Source organism: Cohnella xylanilytica (assembly GCF_014212175.1).
Lineage (GTDB): Bacteria > Bacillota > Bacilli > Paenibacillales > Paenibacillaceae > Cohnella > Cohnella xylanilytica.
Genome location: NZ_JACJVR010000013.1, coordinates 41772 through 54866 on the forward strand (window position 1 = coordinate 41772; position 13095 = coordinate 54866).

The 13095-nt window shown below is 63.5% G+C and carries 10 protein-coding genes; all 10 read right to left on the reverse strand.

Going from position 1 to position 13095, the window contains the following annotated elements:
* Nucleotides 1-141: 141 nt before the first annotated feature.
* Complete coding sequence (gene hpaB / locus H7B90_RS04370; protein ID WP_185134664.1) at nt 142-1620, reverse strand: 4-hydroxyphenylacetate 3-monooxygenase, oxygenase component; 1479 nt, start codon at nt 1618-1620, stop codon at nt 142-144.
* A gap of 199 nt (nt 1621-1819) precedes the next feature.
* A complete protein-coding gene (locus tag H7B90_RS04375; protein WP_260410744.1) occupies nt 1820-2644 on the reverse strand; it encodes a phospholipase D-like domain-containing protein in 825 nt (274 codons plus the stop codon).
* Between the two features lie 145 nt (nt 2645-2789).
* On the reverse strand, nt 2790-3872 hold the full coding sequence (locus tag H7B90_RS04380) for a Gfo/Idh/MocA family protein (protein WP_185134666.1): 1083 nt from the start codon (nt 3870-3872) through the stop codon (nt 2790-2792).
* A gap of 30 nt (nt 3873-3902) precedes the next feature.
* Complete coding sequence (locus tag H7B90_RS04385) at nt 3903-4622, reverse strand: ThuA domain-containing protein (protein ID WP_185134667.1); 720 nt, start codon at nt 4620-4622, stop codon at nt 3903-3905.
* A gap of 16 nt (nt 4623-4638) precedes the next feature.
* Nucleotides 4639-5658, reverse strand: coding sequence for a LacI family DNA-binding transcriptional regulator (locus H7B90_RS04390; protein WP_185134668.1), 1020 nt, complete (start codon nt 5656-5658; stop codon nt 4639-4641).
* Nucleotides 5659-6555: 897 nt separating this feature from the next.
* Nucleotides 6556-8475: an LTA synthase family protein gene (locus H7B90_RS04395; RefSeq protein WP_185134669.1), complete on the reverse strand. Its 1920-nt coding sequence runs from the start codon at nt 8473-8475 to the stop codon at nt 6556-6558.
* Nucleotides 8476-8788: 313 nt separating this feature from the next.
* A complete protein-coding gene (locus H7B90_RS04400) occupies nt 8789-9946 on the reverse strand; it encodes an NAD(P)/FAD-dependent oxidoreductase (protein WP_260410745.1) in 1158 nt (385 codons plus the stop codon).
* Nucleotides 9943-10692 (reverse strand): methyltransferase domain-containing protein, encoded by a 750-nt coding sequence (locus H7B90_RS04405; protein ID WP_185134673.1) that lies wholly within the window; start codon nt 10690-10692, stop codon nt 9943-9945. The genes H7B90_RS04400 and H7B90_RS04405 overlap by 4 nt, the downstream gene beginning before the upstream one ends.
* On the reverse strand, nt 10685-11845 hold the full coding sequence (locus H7B90_RS04410) for a type III polyketide synthase (RefSeq protein ID WP_185134670.1): 1161 nt from the start codon (nt 11843-11845) through the stop codon (nt 10685-10687). The genes H7B90_RS04405 and H7B90_RS04410 overlap by 8 nt, the downstream gene beginning before the upstream one ends.
* Nucleotides 11846-12018: 173 nt before the next feature.
* Nucleotides 12019-13008 carry a Gfo/Idh/MocA family protein gene (locus H7B90_RS04415; protein WP_185134671.1) on the reverse strand — a complete coding sequence of 330 codons (990 nt, stop codon included), beginning with the start codon at nt 13006-13008 and terminating at the stop codon, nt 12019-12021.
* Nucleotides 13009-13095: the final 87 nt, after the last annotated feature.

A 13095-nucleotide genomic window follows, 5' to 3' on the forward strand; every position in this document is an offset into this window, starting at 1 on the left:
CACCTGCTTTTGAGAATTTGATAGTCATGATAGGAGGTTACAGTTAGGCATATCATCTAAGATTTCGAGAGAAATGTCAAACAAAAAGATGATAAAAAAGACGATCCACCCGACGAAGAAGGGCAAAATCGCCTTGTCGCTCTATTCGGTTAAGGGAGGAACGTCGTCGTCGCTGTCCAGGAAGGCCTTCACCCGATCCCGGTACCGCTCCTTCAACGAATAATTCTGATACAGCCTGGACGCCACCCGCGTCGAATCCCCGAAGAAAAATCGCTCGTACAGCGTCTGTCTTCCGCCGAAGGGGCCGGCGCTCATCTCCCAGGCGAGCCTCAGCAGAGCGACCTTCCTCCGGGCGTCCGTCTTTTCCCCCTTCAAATAAGTCTCGAGCAAGGCCCCGTTCTCCGAATCGAAGTCCTTCTCTCCCGGAATCATGATCAGGCTTCCCGCCCCGATCAGCTGCAGGATCTCGACGATCCGGGGGTACAGGCGGGGGTAGAGGAAGTTGGCGCTGTACAGAATGTCGGGATTCGGCGCGAGCAGCCCGAACCGGTCGCGGACGGCCCCGGCCTCCGCCGCCAGCAGCATCGCCTTCAGCGCCTCCGCCATGGCGATCGCTTCCGCCGCCTTCTCCACGACGTGCGAATACCCGGCCAATCCGAACGAATCCACCATCTGCTCCAGCGTTCCGAAGGCGAATTCGGTCTTGGCGACGATCCGGGCGAGAATCTGATGGGAGACGTGCGTGTGGAACCGGCTATGCTCAAGCCAGGCGTTGACCATGAAGGGGTCGCCGAGCAGGAAGATTCTCTCTTCCGGAACGAGCACTTGGTCGAAGATCGCCAGCGTATCCATCTCGTCGAACCGCGAGCTCAGCGGATAGTCGTAGCGGGAGCCGTCCGTCGCCCAGTTCTCCCGGCAGACGAACCGAAGGCCGGGCACGTTGTTCGGGACGGCGAAGACGAAGGCGTACGGGTTCTCCTCGGCGGACAGGTGCGGCAGCGGGACCGGGAACACGAGAAGCTCTTCGGCCGTCGCCCCCTGCGTCGTCATCAGGAACGCTCCGCTGACGACGATCCCGTCTTCGGTTCTCCGCTCGACGCGCGCCGCGGCCGGAATCTCCAGCGTCTTCAGGAAGGAGGACAGCCTGGCGGCCGGAGGCTGGACGAACGCGTGGGACAGCGTCACGTCGCGATCCCGGCAATAGGCGTAATAGCGCTTCGCGTTGTCGGCCCATCGGGGATATTCCCGGGCGAAGAGGCCGGCGGTCGCGCCGAACGCCATGATCGCGGTGTTCATGTAATCCGGGGATCTTCCGAGGAAGCCGTGATGGCGCCCCGCCCAGAGAGACATCATCTCTCTCCGCCGGACCAAATCCCTTCTCGTCCGGGGCGGCAGGAAGGATAGTCCCGCCGGTTCGCCGGTATCCGGCGCCTCGTAGGTCATGCGGGCCCGGTAACGGTCGTCTGCCTGCATGTCGTACAGCTCCGCTTGCGTCCGAACGAGCCCGCTGAAGGCCGGGTGCTCCGTCAGGCCGCCGTCGATTCTCTCGCCCTTCAGCCATACGTGCGGCCGGCTCTCCCGGATGCGGGCGACGTATTGTTCTCCCGTCTTGATCGCCATTCGCGTGCCCCCTCCATGTCGAGAATCGCGGCGCCTCGAGCGGGATCCGTCCAAGCGGGCCGCCGGGCGATGCCGCCGCCTCACCAGCATATGAAGCGGGAGTGCCCCCAGGTTCCCCGTATACGCAAAAATCCGCGACGCCAGGATCGCGGATAAGGCGGCTTCGAGTCGCGGACGGCCGGCAGCGCGAACGCCGCCGTCAGCCAGCCGCCTTCCGGAAGCCGGCCGCTTCGGCTTCCGCCTCGGTGCAGAACAGGGCTTCCTCCTTCGTTCTCTCGTACTGGGCCCCGCCCGGCACGTGATAGATCTTGTCGCCCTTCGAATTGATGTTGCCTTTGATGCGGGGGTTCTTGCACGACGCGGGAGCGGCGGTCTTCCCGGCTCCGCCGTCTTCCCCGGCTTCCCCCGCCTCTCCGTCGGTCCCGGTGTCTTCGGCTCCGGCCGCATCGGAAGGCGTCTTCTCCTCGGGCATCGCGATCGAAGCCCGCAGCGTCTCGAAGTCGTTGTCGTCGTTCCACATCGCCTCGAAGCGCTCGGAGAACGAGCGCGCGATCTCGGCGTCGCGGAACGCCATGAAGATCTCGTCGTTGGTCGTGCTCGCCGACTTCGAATAATTGAAGGAACCGGTCGTGGCGACCTCTCCGTCGGCGATCGTCATCTTGAGGTGCATCAGCCCGCTGTGGCTGTTGATCTTCAGCGGAATGCCGGCGCTGCCGAGCAGCTTGAGCGCTTCCTTCTGCGACTTGCCTCCCGATTGGATGCGGTCCGTGATGATCCGCACCTTCACGCCCCGGCCCGCCGCGTTCTTGATCGCCTGCACGATATCCGGGTAGGTCAAGCTGTAGATCGCGATGTCGAGCGTCTCGGACGCTCCGTCGATCACTTCGATCAGCTTCTTCTCCGGATGCTGGTCCGCTTGCGTGAACGCCCATTCGACCTGTCCATCCTTAAGGTCCGCGGTCGACGCTTCGCGAACGGACGGCCCCGCCGCCGAGCATCCCCCGAGCAGCAGAGCCGCTGTCATAATGAGCGCGCTTCCTGTTCTCCAACGCATGCCTGTCATTCCATCCTCTCCGTCTCCCAAGCGTGACAACCCGAAATTCCATTATCCATCGGGTCCCGCGCCAAGTCAACGGAGGGCGGGGCTCACGGCCTCGCCGGACGGCGTCTTACCGAAGCGGCATCGGAGCCGGCCGCTCGCATGAGCTCGTCATCTTGTAATGGACTCCTTGCTCGGAAGCGTCGTGGAAGCCGTGCATCGCTTCCAGCACGTGGAACGCGAGCTCCCCGTTCGCGCGGTGCGGCCTTCCCGTCAGGATCGCCTCCGCCATGTCCGCCGCCCCGATGCCGCGGGCGTTGTCGGCGTTGCCGTGCGTCAGCGGAATCTCGCTCCACTCCTTCGCCCCGGCGCGCCGGACGAGGACCGGGCCGCCGAAGGTGTTCGGGTCCGGCACGAGCAGCGTTCCCGCGCTTCCGTACACTTCGATGCGCGGCAACTGCGAGCCGCCCTTCGTGTCGAAGCTGGTGAGCAGCGTTCCGATCGGGCCGGCCGCGAAGTCCAGAATGCCCGCCACGTGCGTCGGCACGTCGACCTGGATCGTCTGGCCCCGCTTCGGCTCGCTCGTGATCGTCCGTTCGGGGAACGACGCGCGCGCCGAACCGGTCACCCGCGAGATCGGGCCGAGCATCGCCACGAGGGCGGTCAAGTAATACGGCCCCATATCGAACATCGGGCCGCCGCCCTTCTTGTAATAGAACTCCGGATCCGGGTGCCAGCTCTCGTGGCCTCCGCTCATCATGAACGCCGTGGCGCCGATCGGCGTGCCGATCCAGCCGTCCTCGATCAGCTTGACGCAGGTCTGGATGCCGCCGCCGAGGAACGTGTCCGGCGCTCCGCCGACGAGCAGGCCGCGCTTCGCGGCCGTCTCCAGCACTTGCCTTCCTTCCTCGCGCGTGACGGACAGCGGCTTCTCCACGTAGACGTGCTTCCCGGCTTCCAAGGCTTGAATGTTCACCGACGCGTGGGCCTGCGGAATCGTCAGGTTAATGACCATATCGATGTCGTCCGCCGCCAGCAGCTCTTCGACCGAGCAGCCGCGAACGCCGTGCTCGGCCGCCTTCGCCTTGGCGCGCTCCACGTTCAAGTCCGCGCACGCGACGATCTCCATCGAATCGAACCGGCTCCCGTTCTGGAAGTAGATTCCGCTGATATTGCCCGTTCCGATGATGCCCGCTCTTATTTTTTTCCCCATAATGGCAGTATCCTCCCGCTTGAACGCTCGTTATAGTTGGTTGTCGGCCATGCCGGTATACGCCGCCGCCGCGGACGACCGTCCCGCGGCCGCCTTGCCCTCCGCGCACCAGAGGAAGCCGCGGCGCATCAATTCCTTCACGACGGGAATCTCGATGATATTGGCCTGATGGCCGAGCGAATTGTAGTAGACGCGTCCGACGCCCCAGCGCTTCGTCCAGACGACGGGCATATCGACCGCCTTGTTGAGCGAATGGGGGCCCGGAACGACGGGGAACCTCGTCGTCGCGAGCACTTCGACCGCCGGGTCGACGTGCAGGTAATACTGCTCGCTCGCCACCTGGAAGTCTTCGATGCCGTCCGTGAGCGGGCTGGAGGAATGCTTGATGTTCACCGTGTACTCGACGCCGTCGTTGCCCGGATGGGCGACCCATTGGCCGCCGGTCATGAACTGCCAGTCGACGTTGTCGCGGAACGAGTCGCACATGCCGCCGTGGCAGCCTGCCAGGCCGACGCCCGCCTGGACCGCCTCCGACACGTTGTTCACCCACTGCTGCTCGATTCTGCCCATCGTCCAGACCGGAACGATGAGGTCTAGGCCCTTCAGCTTCTCTCCTTCCGAGAACGCTTCCAGCGTATCGGACACTTCCACCTCGAAGTTCTCCTTCTCCAGAACGTCCCGGAAAATATCCGCGACCTGGCGGGGCTGATGGCCGTCCCAGCCGCCCCATACGATCAATGCTTTTCTCATGAATGCACCTGCTTCCTTAAATTAGGCTGGACTTCCGAACGATCAACCGAGTGCTCAGCGTCTCTCGGAACGGCCTCAGCCCTTCTTCGCTCTTCCGCCCTTCCAGCAGTCTCTCCGCCGCCAGCTTCCCCATCTCGTAGAAAGGAACCTCGACGGTCGTCAGAGGAGGATCGAACAGCGATGCGGCGTCGGAGTCGTCGTACCCGACGACCGGCAGAGCCTCCGGCATCCGGCAGCCTTGCTCGCGCAGCCCTTGAATGAGGCCGATCGCCATCCGGTCGTTGGCGCAGACGAGCGCGTCGAGGCGCTCCAGATCGCGCCGCACGGCGGAGGCGGCTTCGAACCCGCTCGTCCGGCTGTAATTCCCTTCGTAGATCAAATCCGGATCGGCCGGCGCTCCCGCTTCCTCCATCGCCTTCCGGTAGCCTTGGGCCCGGTCCGCGCTGTTGGAATAGCGGGCGGAGCCGTTCAGGAAGCCGATTCGGCGGCGGCCGGCGTCCAGCAGATGCTTCGTCGCCAGATAGCTTCCGGTCACGTGGTCCGCGCAGACGGAAGGGATGCGCGGATCGTCGTACCTCTGGTCGACGACGCAGAACGGCAGCCCGAGCTCGGCCATCCGGACGATCGATTCCATCTCCCGGGGCTGGTAGCTCGCTCCGAGGACAAGGCACGCGTCCACCCGCTGCGTGGCGAAGAGCGAAGCGTAGTCGTACGCTTCTCCCGGGTCCCGGTACAGAAGCAGCAGCCCTTGGCCGGACTCCCGAACCGCTTCGCCGATCCCGCTTAGGATCTCGGAGAAGTAGAAGGTGGAGAAAAGATGGACCTTCGGAACATGCGGCAGCACGACTCCGATGTTGCCGCTCTTGCCGCGGGCGAAGCTGGCCGCCACCGCGTTAAGCTGGTAGCCGAGCTTCTCGGCCGCCTCCCTCACGCGCGCCCGGGTCGACTCCTTGATCGGCCCGACCCCGTTCAGCACCCGGGACACCGTCGCTTCCGACACGCCCGCGAGTTCCGCCACTTCTTTGCGCGTCGCCATCGCTTGTCGCATCCCTCCCGCCTCGTTTGCCATGATCCTACAATGTACACGCGTACATTATGACACCGCCAATCCCTTCGCGTCAATGGGACGATCCAAAATATTCGAGGGGAAAATGAAACGGAAAGGGGGTGAGGGCTTATCCCCTTGCCTCAGCTGCTGCCGATACAGGTGTTCCGTCTGTCGCGCCAAACTCCCTGATGCCCGCCGACATAACTTCCGGGCTATCCCTATACCTCAGTCGCTATCTTTACGAGCTTCCACTATGCCGCCTATTGTTCGACTCCACTATGCCAGCTTAATATGCTTATCCTCGCTCCTTAGCCGGATCGGGATCATTCGAGCGCTCCCGATTGCCGTTCGTCAGCAGCCTCTGCCGCGGCATTTGAGGCTTATCCCTATGCCTCAGTGTCGTCGGTTCTATTTATTCGACTATATGGCTTATCCCCGTGGCTCAGTCCGTTTGCATCGCTAATTTCGAGAGAGGAAATTACCCGCATGGACGGGATAGCGACGTTGGGGACGAATGTAAGCAACCGGATTACTCGCCTGAACGGGAAAGCGACGAAGGGGTCGGAAGCGAGTAACCCGATTACTCACATATACGGGATAGCGGCGTTGGGGGCGAATGTAAGCAACCGGATTACTCACCTGAACGGGTAAGCGACGAATGGGGCGGAAGTGAGCAACAGGGTTACCCGCATAGGAATGTTGCTGAGCGGAGGGGATAAGCCTATAAGCTGCGATAAACCGATTACATCCGCATAAAAGCGCAACCGCCCGACTCTTTAAGCGCGAGCGTCGGCGGTCGCGCTACAGGCATAGCCCACAACACCCCCACCGCCGCATTCAGGTTCCGCAAACATGCCGATTCCAGCATAAAAAAAACCGCCGGGATCAGTTCCCGGCGGATGCGGCTGGTTCGGATTCGTTCTCTTGGCTGCCGTCGATCGGCCCGACGTTCGGGTCCTTATCCGGCAATTGCTTGACGTAGCTGTCGGACAGGTTGAGCAGCTTGAGCGCCCGGTTGTACTGGTCTTCCGTCGAACCGTTCGCGTCTACGCTGTTGTCGATTACCGAATAGTTCGTGCCGTCCTCGTAGGAGATGCCCGGCAGGAACATGCTCGTGTCGTTGATGAACGAGCCGGTCGGCAGGAAGTGCCTCATCGGCAGAAGGTTCGTCGTCTGGTTCAGCAGGTCCTCGCCGAAGTGGATCTGATCCTTCAACGAGACGCCCAGCAGGTTGGCGGCGGTCGGAAGGATGTCGATCTGTCCGCCCGTCTGCTCCCACTTGGCCGGGTAAGTGACGCCCGGAGCGTGCATAATAAGCGGGACGTTGAACATGTCGGTGTAGCCGTAGTCGCGGCCCATGACTTCCTTCATCAGGTCTTTCTCTTTGTTGTCCAGCGCGTACAGCGACAGCCCTTGATGGTCGCCGTAGAACAGGATGACGCTGTCGTCCCACAAGCCCCGCGCCTTCAAGTCTTCGACGAACTGGCCGAGGGCATAGTCCGCGTAGTTCTGGGAGCGAATGTAATCGCCGACGAGAGTGCCTTCGAAGCGCTCCGGCAGGTCCATCTTGTACTTGCGCTCCGGCAGGTTGAACGGGTGATGCGCGCTCATCGAGAGGATCATCGCGTAGAACGGCTGCTCGGACCGGTCCATCTCTTCGAGCTTATCGATCGTCTTGTCGAACAGAACCTCGTCCGAGGCTCCGAACGCGACGTGGTCTTCGGTTCCGTAGAATTTCTTGTCGTAATACTTCTGCCAGCCGAGCGACTTGTACAGCTCCGTGCGGTTCCAGAAGCTGATGTCGTTCGTGTGGAACGTCGCCGTCGCATAGCCGTTGCTTCCCAGCAGCTTCGGCAAGCTAGGGAGCGCCTTATCCACGTAATTCTGAATCGCCGGCTCGTGCCGCGGGACGTAGAGAGACGTATTGACGACGTACTCCGCGTCGGAAGTCGTTCCCGAGCCTACGCTCGTATAGAAGTTGTCGTAGTGGAAGTTCTCCGCCGCGAGCTTGTTGATGTTCGGCGTAATCTCCTGGCCGTCGATCTTGAGACCGATCAGGAAGTTCTGGAACGATTCCATCTGGACGATGATCAGATTCTTGCCTCGGTCCGCCCCGTAGTAAGCGGGAACGAGCGGCGGCTGAATGCCCTTCTGCCGGTCGATCGCTTCCTGCGTGATGTCCTTCTTGTCGATCATCTCTTCGTCGATCGCCGTATCGGCGAAGATCGTGTACACCTCGTAGTTGAGAATGCCCATTCCTTCGGCCTTCTTGATCTCGTTCATGCTCGCGTGGTTCGGCCAGATGCTGAAGATGCACAGAACGGCCGAGAGCGAGAACGCCCCCAGAAGGACGCGCCGGTTCGCCTTCCTCATGCCGATGTTCTTCAGCTTGGCGACCGTCTTCGGACGGAGCATGAAGATGCCGATAATGACGATATCCAGGAAAATAAGCAGATAATAGGGATCGATCAGCGAATACGTGCTGTCTCCGACCTTCGTCACTTTGTCGGCTTGGTTCAAGGCGTGATAAGTAACGATGACTCCGTAATACTTGTAATACATGAGTACAGCGAAGTAAAGCACCGTCAATAATAGGTTCACGATCATGTAGTAGAGGAACTTCCGCTTGGTCGCGAACCATTCGATGACGCAGAAGACCATCCAGAAGAACGGGATCTCCGTCACGACCGTCGCCCACGACGGGCCGTCGTCGAACACGACGAACCAAGCCAGAGCGCCCTTCAGCAGAAGGATAATCGTGAAGAAAATAAACGGTCTGTTGCGCAACGCCCGAATGACTGACATCGCTATATCCCTTCCTTCCTTGCGCACGCGCAAAAAACAGGCTGAGCGGCTTGCAGCCTGTCTTTAGAGGCGTTCCTTGATGTTTTTCATAGGCGTACAGGATTGATAGAGACCATTATGATGCTCAAATATTATTTTGTCAAAAAGAAACTTATTCCGACGATACGATTTTATAAACATTTTAGGATGGATTGAAACACTTCGCCAGCCCAAAAGCAAAAGCCGCCCGCGGGCGGCTTGTCCGCTCGCCGGAAGGCCGCCGGCGGACGCCCGCGGAGGCTCTTCCGCCGACCGCGGGCTTCGGCGGGAGAGCCTACGGCCGGCCGGAGGGCGAGGATACCCGGGTGGCCAGGAAGGCGCGCAGGGCCAGCTCGGGAGCCCCCGAGCCGATCCGCATCAGCAGGGAGGAGAGCGCCGGCTGGCCCAGCGCGGACTGCAGCAGCCGCCCCCACCGCGAGGGTCCGGCGAACGGCTTGCGAAGCGCCGAGGCGTACGCCAGCCTCCAGCGCTCCAAGCCGATCTCCCCGCGCAGATAGCGGTCCGCGAGCGGCGCGCAGAGCTCCGCCGACCTTAGCGCCATCGCCATCCCGTCGCCGCACAGCGGCGGCACGACCATCGCGGCGTCCCCGACGAGCGGGAAGCGGCTGCCCCATGCCCTCGGCTTCCGGCTGATCCGCACGGGCGCCACCGCCTTCTCCGTCCCCGGCACCGGGCGCCCTCCGCGAATCCGCTCGGCGAACCCGGCATGAAGCGAAGCCGCCGCGCGAAGCCAGCCTTCAGGGGCGGAGCCCGCTTCCCGCATGAGCGTCCGGTCGACGAGCGCGGCGACGTTGACCGTCCCCCCTCCGACCGGCGCGACGCCGACGTAACCGCCGGGGAAGAAGTACAGCTCGACATCCGTGCCCGCCGTCACGCCTTCCATATGCACCTTCCAGCCCACATTGCCTACCTCCGCGGGCCGGCGAACCTCGCCCGCCAGGCCCGCGGGCGCGTTCCTCCCCCATGCGCCGATCACCGCGCGGGAGCGGAAGGTCAGCCCCCCTTCCCGTCCGCGCGCTTCGATCCGGTACTGCCGGCCTTCCGGCGCGACGGACAACGCCGTCGTCGCCCTCCGCAGCTCGGCCCCGTGCTTCGCCGCCTCGCCGAGCAGGGCGCCGTCCAGCGCCGGGCGGCTGACGCCGAGAGCGGGGACGGGAAGCGGGAACCGCGACGAGCGGCCCGAGGCGGAGACGAGCCGCACGGCTTCGATCGGGGAAGCCGGCAAGCCGTCCAGAATTCCGCCCAGTCCGAGAGCCTCCAGGCTGCTCCGCGATTCGGGCGACAGGAACTCCCCGCACACCTTGTGGACCGGCGGATCGGCGCGATCGAGCGCCAGCGTGTCCCAGCCGCGCGCGGCAAGCGCTCCGGCCATGGCGGAGCCGGCGATGCCGGCCCCCAGCACGACGACGTCGTAGCAGCGCTCCATCGTCATCGCCCTCCTCCTAAGTCGCCGCCGCAGCCGCCTTGGCCGCAGAGCCGCGCGACGGCCGCGTATCGGAACAGCGGCCTCCACGAGACGTCCAAGGCGACGGTCCCGCCGGTCCCCGCGCCCAGTCGCGCCCAATCCTCCCGGCGGAACCCCTTGGCGACCGACAGCGGCCCGTCGTGGCGGATGTACCGGTTGCGCGACAGCACCCGCGTCGCGAGCGATACCGCCAGCCAGGCGAGCCAGTGGCGGTGAATGTCGGCCAGCACCGCTCCGATGCGGGACGCTTCCAGCAGGCGCGTCAGCACGGACGGCAGCTCCTCGTCGGAGAAGTGATGCGCCAGCTGGCTCGCCGTCACGACGTCCGCGCAGCGCGGCGGCAGCTCGAACAGGTCTCCCCGGCGCACCTCGATCCGGCTCTCGCCGCGGAACAGGCTTCTCGCTTCCTCGCACGCTTCTTCCGTCTTGTCCATCAGCACGAGGCCCAGCCGCACGCCTTCGCGGTCCGCCCAGCGGAGCAAGGCGCGATTGACGTCGCCCGATCCCGCTCCGACGTCCAGCACCGTCCAGTCGCCGGGCCTCCCCGCTTCCTTCCACAGCCGCTTCACGCCGTAGAGAGCGGGCCCGGAAGCGCCGAAAACGCGGTTCAGCAAGCGCAGGTGCCGCAGCGCCTCCCTCAGCTCCTCCCCGCCCCGGGCGAAATCGTCCATCAGCTCGGGCTCCCGAGCCCGCGTCCGCAGCCGGTTACCCATGGGCGAGGGCTGCGGGCGCTTCCCGCCCAAGTTCCGGCGTCTCCCCGACATATGCGATCTTCATCATCTCGGCGCCGACACCCGGCCCGAACGCGATCGCCACGCCGCTCGCCGATTCCGGATCGCGGGGAAGAGCGCCGCTCTCCAGCTTCCGTCTCAGCTCCTGGAAGACGAACAGCAGCGTCGCCGACGACAGGTTGCCGTATTCCCGAAGGACCGTCCGGCTGGCGCTTGTCTCCTCGCCGCTTAAATCAAGCGACGTCTGCAGCGCGTCGACGATCCCCCGGCCGCCGGGGTGAATCGCCCACAATCCCGGCTTCCCGTCCGCGCCGAGCCACTCGCCGAGCCGAGGCGGAACGACTTGTCCGATCAGCCGCGGAATGCCCGCGGACAAATAAAGATCGAACCCGGTCGGCCCGAGCTTCCACGCCATCTCGCCTTCCGAATCGGGGAACAGAACCGTCCGCCCTTCTCCCAAGGCGAAGAGGCCTCCGCCGCTTCCCGAGACGACGCACGCGGAAGCGCCGTCGCCGAAGAAGGCGGTCGCGTACAGCGCTTGGCGATCGTCGGACGGCTGGATATGAAGGGTGCACAGCTCGACGCAGACGACGAGGACGACGGCGGACGGATCTCCTTCGGCGAGATCCCGGGCCAGCCGGATCCCTGTCAGCCCGGCCGCGCAGCCGAGGAACGTGAGCGGGATTCGCCGCACGTCCGGTCGCATCCCGAGCCCCTTCGCGAGCGCGACGTCCAGGCCGGGCAGGAATTGCCCGGTGCAGCTCACCGCGATCAGATGGGTCACGTCGGACGGACTCGTCCCGCTGTCGGCCAGAGCCCGTTCGGCGGCTTGGCGGGCGAGGGGGACGGACTCCCGCTCGTAGACGAGCATTCTCTCGGCCGTCGTCGGCACCCCTTCGGGGTTGCCGTTCACCGCGTAGCGGCACAGCCCCGCCGCCTCGAGCAGGTTCGGCTCGCACGTGTAGCGCCGTTCGACGCCGGATTGCTTGAAGATTCGGCGGGCCCAGCGCGCCGAGTCTCCTTGGCCGCCGAGCGCATCCGACAGTCGGGCGGCGACGTCCTCCTGATCCAGCCGGTGGGGCGGCAAGGCCGTCCCGATTCCCTGGATCGCGATATTGCCGTGGCGAAGCTTCATCCGCGTATTCCTCCTTGCCCGCTAGCGCGAGGCGACTTGTCCTTTTCCTACACGGTATGAAGCTTCGTTCCATCCTATTCCGAAGATCGCGCGCCCGTCCGCAACTAAGGCCAAAAAAAGACGAAAGCCCCCGGCGTCCCAAGACGCCGAAGGCTTGCTTCCGACCGCTTCCATTATCGCTTCCGGTCCGCCGGATAGACGAGTCCCATCTGTCTTCTCGCCTCGTCCATCACTTCCATGACGGCGAGCGAGCGCTCGTGGGAATTGAAGGACGACTGCTTCTCTCCCCGCCCGATCAGGTCGATGAACTCCTGGACCTCGTACCGCATGCTCAGCGAAGATTGCTCGACCGCGATCTCCTCCGTCCGTCCGTCGCGGTACCGAATCTCCGCCTTCTCCGGATGGCTGATTTTGTCGATGAGGATGCTGCCTTCCTCGCCCTGGATCTCGCTGGGCAGGTAGGAATTCGAGATTTTCGAATATTGAATGACCGCTTCCATATCCCCGTAGTTTAATAGAAGGCTTCCTTCCCCGTCGACTCCGGAGGAGAGGAGAACCCCGCTGGCCTGCACCTTGTCCGGACGGCCGAACAGGACGATCGCGGGATAGAGGCAATAAATCCCGAGATCCATAAGCGCCCCGTTGGAGAATTCGGGATTGAAGGCGTTCAGCACCGTTCCCGCCCGGAAAGCGTCGTATCGGGAAGAATATTGGCAGTAGCTCGCGAAGTAGCGCCTCACCTTCCCGATGGAAGGCAGCTTGTCCCGGATCGCCTGGAAGTTCGGAAGCATCGTCGACTTGAGCGCCTCCATGAGCAGCACTCCGTTGCGGGTAGCGGCCTCGGTCATCATCCGCGCCTCCCTCGCGTTGGAAGCCAGCGGCTTCTCGCAGAGGACGTGGATGCCGAGCTCCATGCAAGCGATCGCCTGCTCCGCATGAAGACTGTTCGGGGTGGCGAGGTAGACCGCGTCGATCTCCCCGCTCCGGCACATCCGCCCGATATCGTCGTATGCGTGGGGCGCCCCGTGCTTGTCCGCGAATTCGCGCGCCTTCTCCGCCGACCGGGAATAGACCGCCGCCAGCCGGAAGCCCTCCGTCTCCTTCGCCGCCTCGATGAACGCGTCCGTAATCCAATTCGTGCCGATAACGCCGAATCGTACCATAATCACTCGCCTGCCTTGCCGTTAAGGTATTCGTTCAGCCTCCATCATATCAGTACAGGGCCGGAGTTCTAGAGTAAAGGGCTGAAC